At 34.2% G+C, this 21,315-nt stretch carries 25 protein-coding genes; 12 read left to right on the top strand and 13 right to left on the bottom strand.

The features are described from left to right. Positions 1-172 precede the first annotated feature (172 nt). Together abc-f and M1D73_RS01230 are read right to left on the bottom strand one after the other, a co-directional pair. Positions 173-2,104: a ribosomal protection-like ABC-F family protein gene (abc-f, locus tag M1D73_RS01235; RefSeq protein ID WP_121868642.1), complete on the bottom strand. Its 1,932-nt coding sequence runs from the start codon at positions 2,102-2,104 to the stop codon at positions 173-175. 73 nt (positions 2,105-2,177) lie between these two features. Continuing rightward, positions 2,178-2,312 (bottom strand): RAxF-45 family protein, encoded by a 135-nt coding sequence (locus tag M1D73_RS01230; protein WP_000830643.1) that lies wholly within the window; start codon positions 2,310-2,312, stop codon positions 2,178-2,180. Between the two features lie 420 nt (positions 2,313-2,732). On the opposite strand from M1D73_RS01230, the gene M1D73_RS01225 reads away from it, so the two are divergent. Then, positions 2,733-2,861, top strand: coding sequence for a hypothetical protein (locus tag M1D73_RS01225; protein ID WP_002023099.1), 129 nt, complete (start codon positions 2,733-2,735; stop codon positions 2,859-2,861). A 135-nt stretch (positions 2,862-2,996) separates the two neighbouring features. Continuing rightward, positions 2,997-3,758 carry a DUF4931 domain-containing protein gene (locus tag M1D73_RS01220; RefSeq protein ID WP_121868641.1) on the top strand — a complete coding sequence of 254 codons (762 nt, stop codon included), beginning with the start codon at positions 2,997-2,999 and terminating at the stop codon, positions 3,756-3,758. A gap of 36 nt (positions 3,759-3,794) precedes the next feature. On the opposite strand, the gene M1D73_RS01215 is transcribed toward M1D73_RS01220, so the two are convergent. Continuing rightward, positions 3,795-4,328 (bottom strand): transglycosylase SLT domain-containing protein, encoded by a 534-nt coding sequence (locus M1D73_RS01215; protein WP_000713249.1) that lies wholly within the window; start codon positions 4,326-4,328, stop codon positions 3,795-3,797. Positions 4,329-4,567: 239 nt separating this feature from the next. On the opposite strand from M1D73_RS01215, the gene M1D73_RS01210 reads away from it, so the two are divergent. Then, positions 4,568-6,217: a DUF2334 domain-containing protein gene (locus tag M1D73_RS01210; RefSeq protein WP_000710598.1), complete on the top strand. Its 1,650-nt coding sequence runs from the start codon at positions 4,568-4,570 to the stop codon at positions 6,215-6,217. Between the two features lie 116 nt (positions 6,218-6,333). On the opposite strand, the gene M1D73_RS01205 is transcribed toward M1D73_RS01210, so the two are convergent. The 5 genes from M1D73_RS01205 to M1D73_RS01185 all read right to left on the bottom strand — a co-directional run bounded on the left by M1D73_RS01205 (position 6,334) and on the right by M1D73_RS01185 (position 10,754). Further along, positions 6,334-7,098 carry a TatD family hydrolase gene (locus M1D73_RS01205; RefSeq protein WP_000454736.1) on the bottom strand — a complete coding sequence of 255 codons (765 nt, stop codon included), beginning with the start codon at positions 7,096-7,098 and terminating at the stop codon, positions 6,334-6,336. 737 nt (positions 7,099-7,835) lie between these two features. Continuing rightward, positions 7,836-8,192 (bottom strand): YxeA family protein, encoded by a 357-nt coding sequence (locus M1D73_RS01200; protein WP_000728416.1) that lies wholly within the window; start codon positions 8,190-8,192, stop codon positions 7,836-7,838. A gap of 138 nt (positions 8,193-8,330) precedes the next feature. Then, positions 8,331-9,167: a YitT family protein gene (locus tag M1D73_RS01195; RefSeq protein WP_000248045.1), complete on the bottom strand. Its 837-nt coding sequence runs from the start codon at positions 9,165-9,167 to the stop codon at positions 8,331-8,333. 118 nt (positions 9,168-9,285) lie between these two features. Beyond that, complete coding sequence (locus M1D73_RS01190; RefSeq protein WP_001004246.1) at positions 9,286-9,615, bottom strand: PH domain-containing protein; 330 nt, start codon at positions 9,613-9,615, stop codon at positions 9,286-9,288. A gap of 161 nt (positions 9,616-9,776) precedes the next feature. Next, positions 9,777-10,754 carry a LacI family DNA-binding transcriptional regulator gene (locus M1D73_RS01185; RefSeq protein ID WP_001273903.1) on the bottom strand — a complete coding sequence of 326 codons (978 nt, stop codon included), beginning with the start codon at positions 10,752-10,754 and terminating at the stop codon, positions 9,777-9,779. 305 nt (positions 10,755-11,059) lie between these two features. On the opposite strand from M1D73_RS01185, the gene M1D73_RS01180 reads away from it, so the two are divergent. Next, positions 11,060-11,155 carry a DUF3948 family protein gene (locus tag M1D73_RS01180; RefSeq protein ID WP_001059999.1) on the top strand — a complete coding sequence of 32 codons (96 nt, stop codon included), beginning with the start codon at positions 11,060-11,062 and terminating at the stop codon, positions 11,153-11,155. 72 nt (positions 11,156-11,227) lie between these two features. Here the strand turns inward: M1D73_RS01180 and M1D73_RS01175 are convergent, their stop codons facing one another. Continuing rightward, on the bottom strand, positions 11,228-11,833 hold the full coding sequence (locus M1D73_RS01175) for a lysophospholipid acyltransferase family protein (protein ID WP_000277778.1): 606 nt from the start codon (positions 11,831-11,833) through the stop codon (positions 11,228-11,230). A gap of 337 nt (positions 11,834-12,170) precedes the next feature. Here M1D73_RS01175 and M1D73_RS01170 point away from each other — a divergent pair, with 337 nt between their 5' ends. After that, positions 12,171-12,266 (top strand): DUF3948 family protein, encoded by a 96-nt coding sequence (locus M1D73_RS01170; RefSeq protein WP_001060007.1) that lies wholly within the window; start codon positions 12,171-12,173, stop codon positions 12,264-12,266. Positions 12,267-12,326: 60 nt separating this feature from the next. On the opposite strand, the gene M1D73_RS01165 is transcribed toward M1D73_RS01170, so the two are convergent. Continuing rightward, the gene (locus M1D73_RS01165; protein WP_000894065.1) at positions 12,327-12,467 is read right to left on the bottom strand and encodes a YrzO family protein; all 141 of its coding nucleotides are present in this window, start codon (positions 12,465-12,467) and stop codon (positions 12,327-12,329) included. 21 nt (positions 12,468-12,488) lie between these two features. Beyond that, complete coding sequence (locus M1D73_RS01160; protein ID WP_002182372.1) at positions 12,489-13,457, bottom strand: DMT family transporter; 969 nt, start codon at positions 13,455-13,457, stop codon at positions 12,489-12,491. Between the two features lie 127 nt (positions 13,458-13,584). On the opposite strand from M1D73_RS01160, the gene M1D73_RS01155 reads away from it, so the two are divergent. Next, positions 13,585-14,451: a LysR family transcriptional regulator gene (locus M1D73_RS01155; RefSeq protein WP_000423031.1), complete on the top strand. Its 867-nt coding sequence runs from the start codon at positions 13,585-13,587 to the stop codon at positions 14,449-14,451. Positions 14,452-14,705: 254 nt separating this feature from the next. Beyond that, positions 14,706-14,807, top strand: coding sequence for a DUF3948 family protein (locus M1D73_RS01150; protein ID WP_001060017.1), 102 nt, complete (start codon positions 14,706-14,708; stop codon positions 14,805-14,807). Between the two features lie 218 nt (positions 14,808-15,025). Here M1D73_RS01150 and M1D73_RS01145 read toward each other — a convergent pair whose 3' ends face one another. Further along, positions 15,026-15,946 carry a substrate-binding domain-containing protein gene (locus M1D73_RS01145; RefSeq protein WP_002180310.1) on the bottom strand — a complete coding sequence of 307 codons (921 nt, stop codon included), beginning with the start codon at positions 15,944-15,946 and terminating at the stop codon, positions 15,026-15,028. A gap of 160 nt (positions 15,947-16,106) precedes the next feature. Here M1D73_RS01145 and modA point away from each other — a divergent pair, with 160 nt between their 5' ends. The 3 genes from modA (at position 16,107) to M1D73_RS01130 (ending at position 18,745) form a co-directional block, all read left to right on the top strand. Then, a complete protein-coding gene (modA, locus tag M1D73_RS01140) occupies positions 16,107-16,913 on the top strand; it encodes a molybdate ABC transporter substrate-binding protein (RefSeq protein ID WP_001031841.1) in 807 nt (268 codons plus the stop codon). 5 nt (positions 16,914-16,918) lie between these two features. After that, positions 16,919-17,593, top strand: a complete 675-nt coding sequence (modB, locus tag M1D73_RS01135) for a molybdate ABC transporter permease subunit (RefSeq protein ID WP_000020526.1) — start codon at positions 16,919-16,921, stop codon at positions 17,591-17,593. 300 nt (positions 17,594-17,893) lie between these two features. Then, a complete protein-coding gene (locus M1D73_RS01130; RefSeq protein ID WP_000353544.1) occupies positions 17,894-18,745 on the top strand; it encodes a GRP family sugar transporter in 852 nt (283 codons plus the stop codon). A 67-nt stretch (positions 18,746-18,812) separates the two neighbouring features. On the opposite strand, the gene pnuC is transcribed toward M1D73_RS01130, so the two are convergent. Beyond that, entirely contained in the window at positions 18,813-19,463 is a 651-nt protein-coding gene (pnuC, locus tag M1D73_RS01125; protein ID WP_033696507.1) for a nicotinamide riboside transporter PnuC, read from the bottom strand. Positions 19,464-19,649: 186 nt separating this feature from the next. Here pnuC and proC point away from each other — a divergent pair, with 186 nt between their 5' ends. Both proC and M1D73_RS01115 read left to right on the top strand, forming a co-directional pair. Beyond that, positions 19,650-20,453 carry a pyrroline-5-carboxylate reductase gene (gene proC, locus M1D73_RS01120; RefSeq protein WP_000956253.1) on the top strand — a complete coding sequence of 268 codons (804 nt, stop codon included), beginning with the start codon at positions 19,650-19,652 and terminating at the stop codon, positions 20,451-20,453. Between the two features lies 1 nt (position 20,454). Continuing rightward, the gene (locus M1D73_RS01115) at positions 20,455-21,288 is read left to right on the top strand and encodes an aldo/keto reductase (protein WP_000604203.1); all 834 of its coding nucleotides are present in this window, start codon (positions 20,455-20,457) and stop codon (positions 21,286-21,288) included. Positions 21,289-21,315: the final 27 nt, after the last annotated feature.

The raw sequence follows: 21,315 nt of genomic DNA, 5'->3' as shown, positions 1-21,315 counted from the left end.
TTTCACCTTATCATTTCATACGCTTCACAAGCTATGCAAATTGAGGAACACGGATTTATCTAAGTTACTGTTTCACGTGAAACACATCGCTTCATTTAATCTTTAAAGCAAAATATCATTATGAAAAAGCCACTTCCTCCAACAAAACTGAAAGGAAGTGGCTTTCTACTCTTTACTCCACAATATTCTCTAACTCACTATATAACTTCGCTCGTAACAACTCTTTCATCGTTTTTTCCTCATATAATTTTTCAAGTCTTTCAACATCAGCTACATGTTCCATTTCACATTCTATTGCATATATATCTTCTTCTACATGCATTAACTCATTTTCAATCTCTTCAAGATTCCTAGCTTTTTTCTCTTTTACTGGAACCATTTCAACACTCTTTCTCCCTTGGCGTTTTTGCTTTATTACTTGCTTCTCAAGCTTTTCTTCCCATTTTTGACGAGCCCATGCATAGTTTCCTGCAAACTCAAATAATTTACATTCATCAATCCAGTACGTCTTTTCAAATAACTTATTTAAAAAATAACGATCATGTGAAACAGCTAGGATTGTTCCATTATATTGCTCAAGGGCTTCCTCTAAAACTTCCCTTGATTCAATATCAAGATGGTTTGTCGGCTCATCTAAAATTAAAAAATTGATGTCTTGATACATAAGTTGCGCAAGTCTTAACCTCATTTTTTCTCCACCGCTCAGTTGCGTTACTTTCTTAAATACTGCTGGACCATAAAATAAAAACTTAGCCAATATATGCCTTGCTTCTCCTTCTGTTACAGCTACATACTCTCTAAACGCTTCCAATACATTACTCTTCACATTTCCATACGTATGCTGTGATAAATAACCAATTTTGACACTACTACCAATTCGAATTTCACCAACGTCTGGATTTATTTCTTCTAATAGTAGTTTTAATAATGTAGTCTTTCCTGTACCATTACGACCAACGATAGCCGCACGCTCTTGAAAACGAACATGTAAATTCGCTTGTTCAAATAAAGGTCGTCCAGCAAAACCTTTACTCACTTCTTTCATTACAACAACATCTTTCCCGCTTCTCTCTTGCCCTTCAAACTGAAGACCCATCTGTTTTCGTTCTAAAATTGGCCTCTTTAATTTCTCTATACGTTCTAACGCACGTTCCATATTTCTCGCTCTTTTATGCAATCCTTCATTCGGAGGGTTCGCTTGATTTGCCCATTCACGTAGACGCTTAATTGCTTCTTTCATTTTCTTTATTTTCTTTTGTTGCTCCTGATAAGCTTGAAACTCTTGAAGTAATCTTTCTTCCTTCTCCTCAACGAACTGAGAATAATTCGTATGGTACACGTGAATCTCTCCATCTTCCAAATCAAAAATTTTCGTTACAACTTCATCAAGGAAATAGCGATCATGTGAAATAACTATAACTGTTCCAGTGTATTCTTTTAAAAATTGCTCTAACCATTCAACTGCAAATAAATCTAAATGATTTGTTGGTTCATCTAATAGAAGTAAATCTGGTTTCTGCAATAGCATATATGCAAGGCTTACTTTCGTCTGTTCTCCTCCACTTAATTCCGTAAATACTCTTGAAAATAAGTCTGTCACTTGTAAGCCATTTGCTACCTTCATTATATTTGCCTCGATTTCATAACCACCGAGAAATGCAAATTTTTCTTGAATGACTCCGTACCTCTCCATTAGCTTTTCCAAAGCAGATTGTTCCTGTTCCACCGCCATATTTTTTTCTAAAGCATGCATTTCTTTTTCTAATTCCTTTTCTACTTTAAAAGCAGAACTCAATACATCATATACAGTCATAACCTCATCAAACTTCCGAATTTGTGCGACATGACCAATACGTGTACCTTTCTTCATATGGATGGCTCCTGCATCCAAACTCTCCTTTCCCGTTAGAAGTCCAAAGATTGTTGTCTTCCCACTACCGTTACGACCAACTAACCCAACACGTTCACCATTCTTTATTTCAAGCGATATATTTTCAAATATGATGTTTCCACCAAAAGATTTCATTACATTATTTACACTACAAATAGTCATTTTCCGTACTCCTTTCAATATAAAAAACCATGAGAAAGAAACATTCCCCATGGTTTTCGGCATAGAAAAAGGAAGCCAAATAGCTCCCTTTTCACACGTTTATTAAAAATGGGTGAAGAGATTTCTATCGTTCAATAGTCACTATGCAATTGTTAAAAAAGGGCATACGTATCCCGTTAACAACTACATCATGAAAAATCGCACGACAAAAATAAATAAAATCTAAAAATTTGGCACGCGCAGCTAAAGAACGTTTCATCTCATTCACCCCTTTCGTACGGAATTTAATACTTACTTCTTTATTATACTTTCCAATTTCATGTTTGAATAGTCATTTTTCTGAAAATAATGAAGATAGACTAAACATTTCAATAAGTGACATCAAATCTTACAAAACTGTTATGTTCACGTAATGGAAAGCGATAGTACGAAAAGATGCCTCCCTATACAATAAAGATGTAAACAAGCGAGACAAACAAAAGGAGGAAACAAACATGATGAAAGAAATCGTAAAAGCAATCTTTGAGGTATTAGTGAACGGACAAGCAGTTGTAAAAGAACTAAATGAACTATAAAAAGGAGTGAAGAAATATGATGAACATGGTGAAAATGATTTTACACGCTTTAGTCGATGCAAAAGCAGTTAGCCAAGAATTAAACCAACAATAAAAAGGGGTATATGAATATGAAGAAAGCCATTATTATCATTGCAAGCACAGCAATTACCTTATACACAATAAAAAAGAGAAAAAAGAAAAATAACGAAAATGTTCTATATTATCCATACACACTATTAGAGAAAAAATAAAAGACAAGGTACCCTATCGTAATGAGGATATCTTGTCTTTTATTTTTCCCCTATTCCTTTAGAGGATTTCCTTCTCCTTTTCCCGAATGTATTAAGCGGGATTTTTACACATATTTTAAAGGGGCATATATACAAATGGATACACAACAACTATATTTTTTAAACGATATCGGTAAACAAAAACCAGAAAGTATTCGGAATAGAAGCGCTGCATGTCCATTTTGCGATAAAGAACAATTAACGGATATTTTAGCAACTGATGGTTCTATTATTTGGTTAAAAAATAAATTTCCTACATTACAAGATACATTTCAAACAGTGTTAATCGAAACCGATAATTGCGAAGATCATATCGCAACATATACAGAAGAACATATGAGAAAATTAATGCAATTTTCTATTCAACATTGGTTACACTTACAGAAGAACGAAGAGTTCGCATCTGTGATTTTATATAAAAATCACGGTCCATTTTCAGGTGGAAGTTTGCATCATGCACACATGCAAATTATCGGAATGAAATATGTAGATTATCTTGAAAATATTAAAGAGGAAAATTTCCAAGGAGTAATTGTTCAAAAAAATGAACGCATTGAGCTTAATATTTCAGAGCGTCCCATTATTGGCTTCACTGAATTCAATATAATCATTGATAATATTTCATATATAGATGAAATGGCAAATTACATTCAGCAAACTGTACGTTACATACTGATAGATTTTCATAAAGGATGCAGTAGTTATAACTTATTCTTCTATTACTTAAATGGAAAAATTATTTGTAAAGTTGTTCCTAGGTTTGTCGTTTCACCGCTGTATGTAGGATATAAAATACCGCAAGTTTCTACAAAACTAGAAGAGGTGAAAATACAACTAGCGGAGTATTTCACAAAATGACACGATTATCAAAAAAAATAGAGTAGGTATCAAAACCTACTCTTTTATTACACCTTTATTTCGATAGTACACATCTTCTAATCCGATGTTATACTTCATGTTATTATCCGTCCACTCTGGCCCTAAATTCCCTGGCCATCCAGATGTATTCGCTATATATTTCAGTAATGCAAAATCAGTCAAACCTTTTTGCACCCCACGCTTATATCCTTTCATTAAATGCGGCATTGCAATTTGCGCATTTGTACGTGGATCTTTCAGCTCATCATCAGTTAAATGCTCTGGTGCAAGCCCGCCGCCGCGGTGTAGTTGAAACAATCCAAATGAAGTTCCATTATCTCCAACACTTCTTGGATTTAATCGACTTTCATGCTCGGCAATTGCAAGAGGTATCCATTCTGGAAGATTTACTTTCTTCGCTTCCTCTATAATGATTTGTTTCATCTGTTTTGCTTCTTCTGAATCAACATAGCTTGTTCCATTCACTAGCTTATCCATTCCTTCAGACTTTCCTTGGAAATATAAATATACTCCAAGAACAACTAAAAATCCTACAAAGAATTTCTTCACTACCTCTACCTCTTTCTCCGCTGAAATTTGTCCCCTTTCAGCCTTCCCTTTACAATTACCTACATTCTATTACTCTTTTATCATAGCAAATAACTATACATATTATCATCATGCTTTAGACCGATTTTGTGAAAAAACAGCTGGTAAATACGTACAAAAATGTAACTTTCATAGACTATAACGCATTTATTGTATATAATTGTAAACTGAACTCTATATATAGAATAGGAGCATACAAAATGAAAAAATGCCTAACACTCTTGTTCAGCATTTTACTACTCATCCCTACCTACACCTCTGCACAAACATCATCAAAACCAAAAGTACTTGTTTTGTATAGTACACAAGACGATAAATTTTCAAATAATGTCCAAATCCTTAATACTCAATTAGGACATTTTACAAATGATATAACCGTAAAAAACTTAAAAGAAGCAACTTCAATTAATAACGTATCCTCCTATACACATATTGTTTATATCGGTGAAACAAAAGAAGCGTTTTCTGATGAAACGAAACAATTTCTAGAAAACTTCTCCGGCCCTGTATTAGTATTAGGACAAAATGTTGAACAATTATCTAAGCGTTTTTCTTTCATTACTTTGAATAGTGATGATATACGAGTTAATAAAATTGAATATCCAGACAAGAAGCTAAAAAATACCTTAGAGGAGGAACGATTAATTCAATCATTTGATACGAATGGAACTGTGCTTGCTAACGCCTTAAGCTCAAATAACACTAACCCACTAATCGTTCAGCATGAAACATCTTATTATGTTGCAACACCTAACCTCTTTGACTGGATGTCTCATTACGTCGGTGAAATGTTATTTTCTTATTTCAGCCAAAAACCAACGAAAAATAAAGTTGAAGCTTATTTACGCCTTGAGGATGTTCACCCCGCAGCAGATATAAATCAATTGAAAGAAATTGCTGAATTACTAAAAGAGAAAAAGATGCCTTACATGATTACTGTTATTCCGGTATATAAAGATCCAGATACAGGAAAGATAATACATTTAAAAGATAAACCAGAACTAGTTGATCTTTTACGCTCTATGCAAGATGATGGTGCAGCAATTATTATGCATGGTTATACTCACCAATTTTATGACAGTGAAACAGGTGAAGGCTTTGAATTTTGGGATGTAAAAACAGATCAGCCAATTCGCCAACCGAAGCATGAAAAACCGAAGACAAAAGATGACTTTCCAAATATAGAGTCATATAACCAATATGTAAAAAAAGGGGAAGAATTCGAGGAAAAATATACGAAAGATCATATCGAAAAAGGAATTCAAGAACTTGTAGATGCTAAACTATATCCTGTTGCCTTTGAAGCACCTCATTACACGATGTCTCAAAAAGGATATGAAATATTATCAAGGTACTTTTCAACTTATGTAGGACAACTACAGTTAAATGATACAACTTGGAAATCCATGCACTCACCATATTATACAAGTACTCCATCATTTTTACATGGAATGAAACTATTGCCTGAAACAGTCGGATTTATTGAAGAAGATACGCCACAAACTACTGCTAAAATGAAAGAGCGTGCTCTATCTGTTTCTAAATTATCCGATGGAGTTATTGGTGCATTCTATCATCCTTACTTAGGTGCGAAACCATTAAAAGAAGTGTTAAAGGATCTAGAAAGTATTCCAAATATAGAATGGATTGATTTACAAAAGGAAAAGAATGAAGTAAAAATGAAAGATATTCATATTACGACGAATAAAGACGGCATTCACGTTGAAAAACCAACCAGTGCGAATGACATAATTGATTATATAAAGCAATATGGCTTCTTCCTTATACTGGGGTTCGTTATCATTGTCTTTCTTTTATTATTAAAACGTGCGAAAAAATTAGAATCCTAATACAAAACCACCGAGCGGAACGCTTGGTGGTTTTTTGTCCTATATCAAACCGTGGCATTTTATTAAATAAATTCAACTTTTACTTTTTCCGTTACATGATTAAAACTATAATTCTCCTATCCTTTCAAATAAAATCGACTTGTATTTTCATATATTGTTTCTGCGACCTTATCAATGGATATGTTTTTTATAGAACTAATTTCCTTTAATACCTCTCGAATCATTCTTGGGTGCGTTATAACATCTTCTTGAAATTCCCACGGACCATCTGTTTCTACCATCATATATTCAAGCGGATAATACGAAACGATTTTTCTAATCTTCTCCTTATGTAAAACATCCGGTGTAATCGAAATATAATAACCATTTCTCATCATCCGTTTCATTGTTTCATCGCTTCCTTTAAACCAATGAAAGTGTGCACGTGAAACTTTATATTTCTCTAGCAAATCACATACAATGTCAGCATCTTCATAAACTGCGTGTAATACAATCGGCAAATTATACTTACTAGCTAGTTCTATAAATTTTTTCAATACAGCTATGTATGGATCTGCAGCAATTCTTTCATCTTCTTTTCTCAAATAATAGGGCAAACCTACTTCACCAATCGCAACAATTTCCTCTGCGTTCTGTTCAATAAGTTGATAAATCTGTTCACACTCTTCTTTATGAATCTGTTGCTCTGGATGAAACCCTATCGCTGGATATATAAAGGGATACTTCTTCGCTAAAGATAACGTTTCCTTACAAGATTGATAATTCATAGATACTGCAATAAGCCCCTTTATTTCCTTACTATTTTCCACCTCTTTCAGCAATCTGCTCTTCTCTTCATCCTTATATTGATCAACATGTATATGACTATCAATCCATTCCATCTTTATGCCCCCATAAAAAAAACAAGAAAGGACTTCCTTTCTTGTTTTAGCATCTATATTATTTAACAATTAAGTTTGTTATGATATCAAATAATCCAATACACACTACGGCAACAGTAAAGTAGCTACAGAAATCTTTAATTGGTAACTTCACTACTTCTTCTTTACGCATCCCATTCTTCTCCCTTCTTACTAGATCCCTAATTATTTTTCTATCTGTATCTATTATGCAAAAAATATGACAAATTTACTATCGAATTAACTTACGTAAACCTTACAATGTTGTAAGGTTTAAAAAAGGATCCCCATCTTTATTCAGATGAGGATTATTAAAAATTAGTTGGTTTTTCATTCTTCATTACAAACAGAAAGTAATACATTGAGACTTTCTAGTTACACTATATGAAAATTACTATCTTTTAACTATCGAATTACATTACAGAAGGCTTACATGTTTGTAAGTTATGTGTAATGTAATTCGATAGTTCCCCTTACTTATATTTCGTACAATAAAGTTAGAAAGTAAGCCAAATAAGAAGAACACTCACATAACCAAATTACATTGCTAGTAGCTACTCTTCTTATACCTTTCACCCATGCTACTACAATGTACCCCCTTCCCCTTTATATAATAAAAAAGCCTTAGTCTATATGGACTAAGGCTTTTTTGTTAATCTCAAAAATACCCTTACCCAGTATTTTTATTTTCGACAAAAAATAGCCGGGGGTATATTTCACTATCTCATCGTTAAAAGTTTGCTCTTCGCATTTATAGGAATATTTGCAACCTCAATCTCTTCAATCGATTCACCGTAACGTCCTTTTGCAAAAACCTTTAATGCTTCATCTCTCTTTAACATATGCTTAACCGTTTTCTTTATTTTCTGCTCTCTACCACGTTCATCGAATGCAATAAATTCATATTCATACCACTCATCACCAATATGCTGACCAATTGTATTCACAACCGTATAGTATTCTTTCGTCTTATAAAATGGATTATATTTATCGATAACTGGTCCAAGTTTCGTAGGCAGTAACATTACTATTATCACTATCATCGCTATTATAGTAGTGATCATTTTTTTCTTCATAATAAACATTCCTCCTCTGCAGGATATATATACATCCATTTTAAAAAGGGGGAATAAAATCTACTATTGAATCTCATTACATTACACTTACATTTTTGTAAGAATTAAAAAAGGTGAACGAATTTGCTCGTTCACCTTTTAGCTTGCTTTAAAGCCACCGCCAAGTACATCACGTACATCATGTATAACAACGAAAGCATCTTCATCTACCCGGCTAATAACTTGTTTTAACTTAACAAGCTCTTGTTTATTAATAACAACATATAAAACTTCTTTATTTTTACCAGTATATCCGCCGCGCCCTTCTAATACAGTAACACCGCGTGTCATATTTTTCGTAATAGCTTCACGAATTAAATCTGGTTGATTCGAAATAATCGTAACAGCCGTTTTTGTGTCCATTCCTTCTACAATGAAATCAATCACCTTCGCTCCAATGAACACAGCCACAAGTGTATACATCGCCTTTTCTTGCCCTATTATAAATACAGAACCAGCAATTACAACAATATCAATAATTAGTACGCCTTTACCTACACTCCAACCTAAATATTGATTTGCTAACTGAGCTAAGATTGCTGATCCTCCCGATGTACCTCCGGCTTTGAACATACAACCTAATCCAATTCCCACAAATAAACCAGCAAATAAAGCTGCTAATAATGTATCACTATTTACATGATACTCAATATGTTCTGTAACGTATAAAAACAAAGATGTTTCTACAATCCCTAAAATTGTATAAATCATTGTTTTCTTATCAAAAAATTTATAACCAACAGCTAGTAAAATTGCATTTATAGCAAAGTTCACAATTCCTGGTGACCAATCAAATAAGTAGTACGTAACAACCGTTAAACCAATAATTCCACCTTCCGATAAACGGTTTGGAATTGCAAAGTAATTAATACCAATTGCGAATAATAATGAACCAATTGTAATTAGTGTTATTTCCTTTATACGTTGATTAACCATAGTTCATACCCTCCCCCCATTTGACATTGTATCACTATCTCCTAGAGGTTTAGAAGTGGTTTTTATTCCGCATTTTCCCTCTTAAAAATTGAAATATTATGTTTAAACAGAGGGTTGATTAATTATTCATATTTGCTCTAACTGCACGGACAAATCGCTCCACATTCCCTTTCTGAATATACTTAGCGCGAATGGTTTCATGACTACAAGTAAATTCAAAATACGGATGAAAATCTATGCTATCTATATACAAATATGAATACTCTTTAAATGTTGAAGAATAGTACGGAAATTTCCCGTAAAAAAGGAGACGTCTAGTAGTGGCAACAAAAACCCCATGTTGATACGATAATATAAAATTATCCTTCTCAAATATCCCTACCACAAAAGCCAGAATCTTTTCATCATCATCTACATACTTTTTCATACTCGATAAAAGTTCATTCATGCATATTCCTCCAAATTCTATTCACTGCATTAACACTTGAAAAGAATCCATGGATTATTACAGACCGGTTTAACTCCTTTATAAAGTATGAAACGCGTTTCCTGTCAAAGATATTTCAAAAAAATAATCCGTTATGCGATTATACACATAACGGATTACGATTAAACTGTAGAGCGTTCCACAAGTTCGTATGGAATTTCCAGCTTTTCTTGTTCAGAACTCTCGTCATTCACTTTTCTATGCAACATTTCAAAAGCAGTTTTCCCTATCTCCTTTAAATTTTGATCAATAGTTGTCAATTGTAACACTTGCGAGATAGGTTGATTATCAAAGCCAATAATCGCTAAATCCTCAGGAACTTGAATCCCTAATTTTTCAACCTCTGTCATAACCCCAATCGCAACTTCATCACCTGCTACTATTAATGCTTCAGGAAGATCCTGCATCTCTTTTAACTTATGAGCCACTTTTACACCATCTTCTAGTGTAAAACATTCTGTAAAAATCCATTCTTCATTAACCTCTTCGTCTATAGATTGCAATTGCTGTTTATAAACATCAAAACGCTTTTGACTACTCGGCCCTAATTTTCTTCCCGTACAATAACCAATTTTTTTATAACCTTTCTCAATCAAATAATCCATTCCTAATTGAAAGGCCGCTGAATGATTCGTATATACACTTGAGATGTTTGAAATATCATTGTCTTCACAAGCAATTATTGCGCCGTAAGAAGCATACGGTTCTATCGTTTCCCAATCATTTGCACGTGAACAAATAATAAGACCATCCAATTGTTTTGTTTTTAACATATGTAAACTTTTCATTTCTTCTTTTTTATTATAATTCGTTTGGCAAAGTAGCACCCTGTAATTATGCGCTAACGCAGTCTCCATCATTCCGCTCACCATCGCATCAAAACACGGATGATTAATATACGGTAAAATCACACCAACAATATTCGTTTTTCCTTTTGATAAATGAACAGCATTTGCGTTTTGCGAGTAATTCAATTTCTCAACTATCTCTATAACCGCTTTTCTTTTTTCTTCACTTACATATGGGTGATCATTCAACACTCTCGAAACAGTCGTAACTGAAACTCCCGCCATCTTTGCAATATCTTTAATATTAGCCATACACTCACCTCTACCTTTAACTTAATGAATCTCATGAACATATGTCAAATCTTCTTATCATTACACCTTCATTCGTTTCTCTTACAAAAGTGTAATTTTTCTGTAAGCTAATTCGATAGTGACTTTCCGCAACATTTCATACAATTAAGTCAGAAACAAGGTAACAACTATTCGAAAAGGAGCGGATTAATATGATGAACAAAATGAAAACGAACAATTTCTTACATACAATGGGCATGGTATTTTTCGCTCTTATCGACGCAAAAGCTGTTGCTTCTACATTAAACAAGTAAGGAGAATGTATTATGAATAACATCACTTTTAACAAATTAGATTTTTTAGGACTAGCTAGTGGCTCGATTCTTCTTACTGCTTTTATTTACGCCGCTACGCTTGTATAACTTTGTGTCCCCTTTCCCCTTTATTATAAATAGTAATAGAAAAGACGACCGTCTATGCCCGGTCGTCTTTTCTTATTTTTGATTTGATTGCAAAGCTTCTTTTAACTCCTCAAACTTCTCATTTAATTGATCTGTCATCATTTTCATAGCGGTTTTTCGATCTATTTGTTCTCCAGCCTCAATTTGAATTGGATCTCCAAAAATCAATTGTGCCTTTTTCCCCTTTATTAATTCTTTTACACTTGATGGACCAACATAAGCTGCTGGTACTAACGGAACATTGGAACGCATCGCAATTGTCACAGCACCCGCTTTTAATGAAACATCTTCCGCTGATCTTGTTCCACTCGGAAAAATCCCTACTACCTTTCCTTCTTTTAATAAACGTGATGGAATTTTAAGTGTACTTGGTCCTGGATTCGCACGATCTACAGGGAATGCATTTACATTTTTAAAGAACCAATTTTTGAATTTCCCTTCAAATAATTCTTTTTTGGCCATGTAATGAATTTGAGTTGGATACATCCCTGTAGCTAACATTAATACATCCATAAAACTTGTATGTGTACATGCAACAACATAGGGTCCACCTTCTGGTAGCTTTTCTCTTCCTTGTACTTCTACTTTCCCAGCTGTTTTAAATATATATTTCAACAAAAATGTAATTGGTTTATACATTTATTTCGTTCCTTTCTAAACATCCGAAGTATAATCATATTCTTATAACAATTATAACACTAAGTTTTAGGAGTTGGTAATAAAATTAAGGATGAATTGTTAAATTTCAATTCTTACAAAAGTGTAATTTTCTTGTAAGCTAATTCGATAGTTACTTCTTACTATATTTCATACAATTAAGTCAGAAACAGGGCAACAATTATTCGAAAAGGAGTGGATCAATATGATGAACAAAATGAAAACGAACAATTTCTTAAATACAATGGGCATGGTATTATCGGCTCTTTTCGATGCAAAAGCTGTTGCTTCTGCATTAAACAAGTAAGGAGAATGTATTATGAATAACATTACTTTTAACAAATTAGATTTTTTAGGATTAGCTAGCGGCTCTCTTCTTCTTACTGCTTTCATTTACGCTGCTACGCTTGTATAACTTTGTGTCCCCTTTCCCCTTTATATAGAAAAAGACGACCGTCTATGCCCGGTCGTCTTTTTAATTTTTTCTTTCTTTCAATTCTTTTAAAAGCTGTATTAGCTCAGCTTGTTGTTTTATCTTTTTACGACCATTTCGATTAATTGCTGCAAGCTCACAGGCAACTCCGACGGCGAAGAAAAACAATAAACTTTCTAACATGTGAAATCCTCCATTTGCCTATTAAACAGCTTGACGTAATTGTTCTTCTTGTAAAACTCTCTTATTTATATTTTCTTCTTTTCTCTGACAAACGTTATTGCGAATAAGCGCTGCAATAACAAGTACAGTCCCTATAATATCAAACATTGTGATTTGATACCCTTGCATCATCATAATAGCTAAAGTCGTAATTGGTACAAAATTAATAAATAAAATCCCATTAATGGATGATAAAATTTTCACACCATAGTTCCAAGCAAGTAGCGCTACAATACCTGGCAATGTCATCATGAATAACAAATCATATTTCACAATAGAAATCGTTCCCATACTCGGAACTGAAATATATCCAAGCGACGTAATAATTACCGTTATAATTCCTGTAACAGTCGTACCGAATACACACGTCAACGTAGAATAACGTAACGTTGACCAATCACTACAAGTTTGACCACCCATCGTATAAATAACCCACCCTACAACACCAATAAATATAAATGCTAATGGGAACATATTATCTTTCAATGTTACAAAGAAACTCATGTCACCTTTTGTAATAACAAACACAGCTCCTACAAAAGCAATAACCATACTCGTTATCATATACTTCTTCGGTTTTATATGCTTATATCCCCATAAAATACAAATAGAAATCATCGGCATAAGTGCTTCCATAATGGAAGCTACCATTACACCCGACTTACCCATTAACATTTGCCCTAAAAATATGAGGACATTATATACTGTAAATGCCATCGTTCCAAAAAAGACGAGTAACTTTCCTCTTCCCTCTAAACAAAATGCCTGTTTTCCTTCTTTCACTAACAACAATACAATCAGCATTATCGCCACTGCTCCATAGCGAATAAGCGAAAAATAAAATGGATCTATGTATTCTAGCGCATGATCAGCAACTGGAAACATCGCTCCCCATGACATACTCGCAATTAAACACGCCAAAGCCCCTATTATCATTTGACCTCTTCTCACCGCAATCCCCCGTTTCTTTCTATTTGCACAAAGAGAATTGTAAAAGAAAAAATATATCACGTAAAATGATTCAAAATGATGTTAACTATCATTTATAATGATAGTTAACATCAAGGGGGATTACAAAATGGAATTAAGAGACTTACAAATCTTTAAAAGCGTTGCCGATCAGGGTAGTGTAAGTAGCGCAGCAAAGGAATTAAATTATGTACAATCAAATGTAACTGCACGTATTAAACAACTAGAAAACGAATTAAAAACCCCACTCTTTTACCGCCATAAACGAGGAATGACTTTAACAGCTGAAGGAAGAAAAATGCTCGTTTATGTTAGTAAAATTTTGCAAGATGTCGACGAACTAAAACAAGTATTTTTAGATAGCGAAACACCTTCTGGTATATTAAAAATCGGTACAGTCGAAACAGTAAGTACACTGCCTACCATTTTATCTTCTTACTATAAAAGCTATCCGAATGTCGATTTATCATTACAAGCGGGTCTAACAGAAGAATTAATTAGAGAAGTACTTGATCATCAATTAGATGGCGCCTTTATATCAGGTCCTATTAAACATCCACTAATCGAACAATACGATGTTAGTACAGAGAAATTAATGCTTATAACACAAAATAAAGCCTTTCATATAGAAGAATTTACAACAACGCCTCTACTCGTTTTTAACCAAGGATGTGGATACCGCTCCAAACTAGAACGTTGGCTTAAAGACGAAGGTTTGCTACCAAAAAGAATTATGGAATTCAATATATTAGAGACAATATTAAACAGTGTTGCACTCGGTCTCGGAATTACACTCGTACCACAGTCTGCTGTCCATCATCTTTCTAAAGCAGGTAAGGTACATTGTCATGCAATCCCTGAAAAATACGGCAGTATTTCAACGGTTTTCATACGCCGTAAAGATAGCTATATGACGAATTCAATGCGTAGTTTTTTAAAAACAATTGAAGACCATCATCATATCAATATGCTGTGAAAGACATTCTTACATGAATGTCTTTTTTTCTTACAAAAGTGTAAGTCTTTCGTAAGCTAATTCGATAGTTGGAAGTATCCATATTCCCTATAATTAAGACATAAGCAGGGCAACAACTATTCGAAAAGGAGCGGATACGCATGATGAACAATATGAAATCAAATAAATTTTTAAATACAATGGGCATGGTGCTATCCGCACTTGTCGATGCAAAAGCTGTTGCAACTACATTAAACAAATAAGGAGAGATTATAATGAACAACATTACTTTCAACAAATCAGACTTTATCGGACTTGCAAGTGGAGCTACTCTTCTTACGGCTTTCATTTATACACTTGCTCAAGGTCTTATTTAACACTTTGTTTCCCCAAACCCCTTTATATATAGAAAAAGCTGCTCGTCTTATAGACAAGCAGCTTTTTAGTTTGTCCCGCTTTAATGGGCAGTAAGACCCCCTCCTCAAAATTCTGCGAAAGCAAAGAAGTTAGGTGGGGGTCGGGCTGCCCATAAAAGTCCGATTGGTGAAGGCTAATAATCAGTGGGGGATGAAGAACCCCCACACTGATTAAAGTTTCACTTTATTTCATATACAATTTGACCTGTTTTCGTAATATCATATCCGCCAATCGCATTTAATTCATTATGAAATTCTTCCGATTGCAGAATGTCTTTCACAACTTCAATCAGCTCTTCATTTTCTTTATTCTTCAAAATTACTAAATCATACTGTTCTTTCATGATTGGAATAAAGTCCACATTTACAATTTGCGAAAACTTTTCTGAACCTACTCCTACATCAGCTTTTCCATTTGCAACTTGCGTGGCAACACCAAGATGATTCGATTCTTCCCATTCATATCCACTAATATCAGCTTTATTTAATTTTCGGATTCGTAATTGTTCATCCACTAACACTCTAATACCAGAACCCTTTTCTCGATTCACAAACTTTATAGTGGAACCGGATATGTCAGCCCATGTCTTTATTTTCTTCGGATTTCCTTTTTGAACATAAAACCCTACATTTCTGGACAATAAATTAATCATAAGACATGGCTGTCCTACTAAAATACGTTTTACGTAAGGAATATTATATGTACCCGTTTCACCATCAAACAAATGCAAACTAACGATACTTCCTTCTCCTTGATACATTTTCACTAAACTCGTTAAGCTACCTTGATACGCTCTTAAAACATTAGAACTTGGCAAACGATTTTCTATACGTTTAGCTAACATATCTAACGTTAGTTCTTGACCACTAATAATACACGTGTTCAAGATACTACTACCATCGTTTTTCACAGGATTAACTTGTACTTTCCCTGTTTTCATTTGCTTTATATATTGATCTAAATCTGCTGCATCAATGCGCATCTGTCTACCAACTCTATAAGAAGGAAGTTCTCCTTTTTTAATTAAGTCGTATACAGTTAATTTTGATACTTTTAATCGCTTTGCTACTTCTTCCGTTGTGTAGGAATGATGATCCATAGACGATTCCTCACTTTCTCCTTTCATTGTAACAAAGAAAAGAATATTTCTCCTATTTTTTAAAAATAGACATATGTTCAAATTATATTCAATTAAAACTAGTTATATTTAGTTATATTTAGTTATAATTAGATGTGTCAAAATGAAAGGGGATTTTTTTATGAATAAATTTATATTACGTTCCATCGGGGCACTTATACTTTCTTTCCTTCTTATATTTAGCGCTGCTTGTACAAGTGGGGAAAAGCATACAAAGTCAGCTGCTAAAGAGGATAAAACAGTTGAACTGACTATCTCAGCTGCTGCAAGCTTACAAGATGCATTAAAAGAAATCGAAAAACAATATAAAGAAAAAGAGCCAAATATCAAACTTTCTTTTAACTTCGGTGCTTCTGGAGCACTTCAACAACAAATTGAACAAGGTGCACCTGCTGATTTATTCTTCTCAGCAGCAGAAGATAAATTCCAAACCCTTGTAAAAAAAGGATTCATTAATGAAAAAGAGGGGAAAAATCTCCTTGGAAACGAACTCGTTCTAGTCGTCCCAAAAGATAGTTCTCTTACAAAAATTCAAGATTTAAAAGATGAAAAAATAAAAAAAATTGCACTTGGTACACCTGAATCTGTACCTGCTGGCAAATATGCAAAGGCTTCTCTAACACACGAAAACCTTTGGAATGATGTTCAAAATAAAGTCGTATTTACAAAAGATGTTCGCCAAGTGTTAACATATGTAGAAACAGGGAATGTCGATGCTGGTATCGTATACAAAACAGATGCTCTCATTTCGGATAAAGTAAAGATTGGTGAGACAGCAGCAGCTACTTCTCATGAGCCAATCCACTATCCTTTAGGTGTTATAAAGGAATCTAAACATAAGAAAGAGGCGACTTCATTTTATGAGTATTTGCAGTCAAAAGATGCACAATCTATCTTTAAAAAATATGGATTTACAGTCCTGTCTTAATTACTATGAGCATTGATGCTATTTTATCGCCTGTCTTTCTATCTTTAAGAGTAGCTGCATGCGCCACTATTCTCGTTACAATTTTAGGGACAATTGTCGGGCGAGCACTAGCTCGCTCCTCATGGCGATATAAAGTACTATTAGAAACCATATTTTTATTACCAATGGTACTTCCACCAACTGTTATCGGCTTCTTTCTCATTATCATCTTTGGAAACAACAGCCCGATCGGAAAGTGGGTTGAATCATTATTTCAGCAGTCTATTATGTTCACATCTACTGCTGCGATCATTGCTTCTACAGTTGTTGCATTTCCGCTTATGTACCAATCAGCGAAAACGGGATTTTCTATCGCAAATGTACAAATTGAAGAAAGTGCTCGTGACCTTGGCGCAAGTGAATATCAAGTTTTTCTGCACGTTACACTTCCGCTCGCATTTCCTGCCTTACTAAGCGGGATGATTTTGAGCTTTGTCCGCGCGCTCGGTGAATTTGGCGCTACACTTATGTTTGCCGGGAACATTCCTGGTAAAACACAGACAATCCCAACTGCAATTTACATGGCTATTGATGCAAGTAATATGCAACTCGCATGGACACTTGTAGTTATTACTATCGGTATGTCACTCGTATTTCTACTATGTATTCAACTTATTAATAAAAGAATTACTAACTCTTAAAGCAGCTTTTTTCGAAGCTGCTTCTTTATTTCTTAGGAAATAAAATATACCACCGGGAAATAACTGAATTTTACCTCTTATTAAAATATACATTTTATTTGAATTCACTTTCTAAAATAGGCAATTTCCTGTTATTATATGGAGGTGTTTCAAAAAATGAAGAAATGAAAACGCATTTATATCGTGAATTCTTCATCCTGTTTTAGCGATCGGTAATCTTCTACTCTATTAGTGGGGCATTACCGATCGTTAGAACGATATGTAACTATATTGGTATAGCAAACCGAAGGGAGTCTTGTAATGGACATTTTATTAGCGCTTCTTCCTGCAATTGCATGGGGAAACATCTTATTAGTAAGCGTAAAAATGGGCGGTGGTGCATATAGCCAAACGGTAGGTATGACAATCGGTGCTCTATTCTTCGCAACAATTATGTATGTATTTACTCAACCAGCTTTAACAATGACAATCTTAATTGTTGGTTTTATTTCAGGTTTATTCTGGGCTTTAGGACAAGTAAACCAATTAAAAACAGTTGAAAAACTAGGTGTTTCAACTACTGTAACGATTTCTACTGGTATGCAACTTGTTGCAACTTCTATCTTTGGGGTTATCGCTTTCCGTGAGTGGACTACTACTACAACGATCATTCTGGGAACGATTGCAATCCTATTAATCGTAGTTGGTGTTGTATTCACATCATTAGATGATAAAGAAAATGCTCAGCCACCTGGACAATTGAAAAAAGGACTTCTTACTTTAATTGTTTCTACTTTCGGCTATCTTGTATATGTAATTATTATTCGTTGGTATAATATCGATGGTTGGTCTGCTATTTTACCACAAGCAGTTGGTATGTTTGTTGGTGCGGTTGTACTGACGTCTAAACATAAACCATTTAACAAATATGCAATCCGTAATGCTTTGTCTGGTTTACTATGGGGAACTGGAAACTTATTCTTACTTCTTTCATTACCACGTGTTGGAGTAGCAACAAGCTTCCCATTATCTCAAACTGGAATCGTTATCTCAACATTCGGTGCGATTGTATTCTTAGGTGAAAAGAAAACAAAACGTCAATTGATCTTTATTGCACTAGGTAGTGTTTTAATTATCGGCGGCGCTGTATTACTTGGTATGACAAAAGCATAATCTTATATTCTATTAGTAAACCCCTGAAGCATATGTACTTCAGGGGTTTTTTAATTCTAATTATTTTCTAGATATAATTATTTGTATGTTCTTGCCCCTTATAATTGCTCTTCCACTCTAGCAAACCAGCTACACATATAAAGAGATTAATAATAGCTAATATTAGCATGACGTATAAACCAGTAGAAATATAAATTACAATGCTAACTATGTTATATAAAATCCATAAATGCCAGTTTTCTAATATTTTTCGACTTAACATAAATTGAGCCACTAGTCCCAATACGGCATTTAAAGCGTCTAAATATGGACTTGTTGACTCTAAATAACGGACTTGATAATAACCCCAACCAATCCAAGCAACTAAAATAAAACTTATATAAAAAGTCCATCCTTTCAAATCTAAACGAACTGTTGCTTTTACCTCTCCCTCCCCACTTCGTGCAATCCAATAATACCAACCATATACATTAAATATAAATTGAAAAGCGGCTAATACTGCCATTGCATATAAACCTTGTGTAATAAAAATGTATAGAAATACCGCAACAGTAATCATGCCAAATAAAAAGTTGGATACTTTTTCTCTCGCTAATAACCAAACATTAATGATCCCCATAATTGATGCGAAAATTTCAATATAACTCGATTGAATATACAATCCAACTAATACACAAATAATACTAGAAACAAGTAAAAAAAGTGGACTTCTAACCATATTTATCTCTCCCCAGATGTGTAATAAATTCCCTATCACCAGTATAAGGAATAGCCCTTTCCTTTACCATGAATCTCCTCCTTCTCATTATCCATTCCATCTACGGTAAGTCTTTTCTTTTTACAAAATTCTCTTAAAGATGATATCGTTTTTATAACATATCTCTACTAGAAAGGAATAAAGGATATGCTAACTAAACATCGAATTTTATTTATTGGTGCCGGTCGTATGGCAGAAGCTATATTTTCCGGATTACTTAAAACAAGCAAAGAGTACATCGAAGAAATTATCGTCTCTAACCGAAGCAACATAGAAAAGCTAAAACAGTTACAACATCGATATAATGTGTCTACTACAACAGATTGGAAACAGCATGTTACATCTGTTGATACGGTTGTTTTAGCAATGCCACCTTCGGCTCATGAAGAGTTATTAGCTGAGCTATCTCCGTTAATATCAAATCAACTAGTCGTAACAGTAGCAGCTGGCATTGGACCATCTTATTTAGAAGCTAGACTCCCAAAAGGCACGCCTGTTGCTTGGATTATGCCTAATACAGCTGCTGAAATTGGAAAGTCTATCTCCTTATATACAATGGGACAATCAGTAAACGAGATACATCAAGAAACCCTGCAACTACTTTTAAAAGGTATTGGTACTTCGCAACTTTGTACTGAGGAAGAAGTTCATCAGCTTACTGCAGTTACTGGAAGTGCACCAGCCTTCCTTTATTACTTTGCTGAAAGCTTAATTGAAGCAACAAAAAGTTATGGAGTTGATGAAGAAACCGCAAAACATCTTGTCATTCAAATGATTTCTGGCTCTGCTTCTATGCTTGAACAAACGCAAAATCCAGCTAACCTTCGCGAACAAGTAACAACGCCAGGTGGTTCCACAGCTGAGGGTCTCAAAACTTTATACGAATATAATTTTTCAGAGGCAATTCAAAAAGCAGTAGAAGCAACAAACAAAAAAGCTAGGGGGAAATAATATGATTTTAACAAGTTTAAAAGACTATACAACATTACATAACGGTGTAAAAATGCCTTGGTTTGGTTTAGGTGTTTTTAAAGTAGAAGATGGTTCAGAAGTAATTGATTCTGTAAAAGCAGCAATTAAAAATGGCTACCGCAGCATCGATACTGCAGCAATCTATCAAAATGAAGAAGGCGTTGGGCAAGCGATTCGTGAATCCGGTGTTTCACGTGAAGAATTATTTATTACCTCAAAAGTATGGAATAGCGATCAAGGATATGAAACAACGCTTCAAGCATTTGAAACTACATTAGAGAAATTAGGTCTAGAATATTTAGATTTATATTTAGTACATTGGCCTGTAAAAGGGAAATATACTGAATCATGGAAAGCATTAGAAACACTTTATAAAGATGGCCGTGTTCGCGCTATCGGTGTGAGTAATTTCCACATTCACCACTTACAAGACGTATTTGAAATTGCTGAAATTAAGCCAATGGTCAACCAAGTGGAATACCACCCACGTTTAGCACAAGAAGAGTTACATGCATTCTGTAAAGAACATAATATCCAGCTTGAAGCTTGGTCACCATTAATGCAAGGACAACTACTAGATAATCCAACGTTACAAGAAATTGCGACAAAATATAATAAATCAACTGCGCAAATTATTTTACGTTGGGATTTACAAAACGAAGTTGTAACAATTCCTAAATCAATTAAAGAACATCGCATTATTGAAAATGCAAACATCTTCGACTTTGAATTAAGTGCTGATGATATGAAAGCAATTCAAGCTTTAAATGAAGATCGTCGCGTTGGTCCAGATCCAGATAACTTTAACTTCTAGTAGAAAAACCACTGCCATATGCAGTGG

The organism is Bacillus sp. PK3-067, assembly GCF_056738645.1.
Note: the sequence above shows the minus strand (reverse complement) of the source record. Positions and strands in the feature narration are given on the sequence as shown.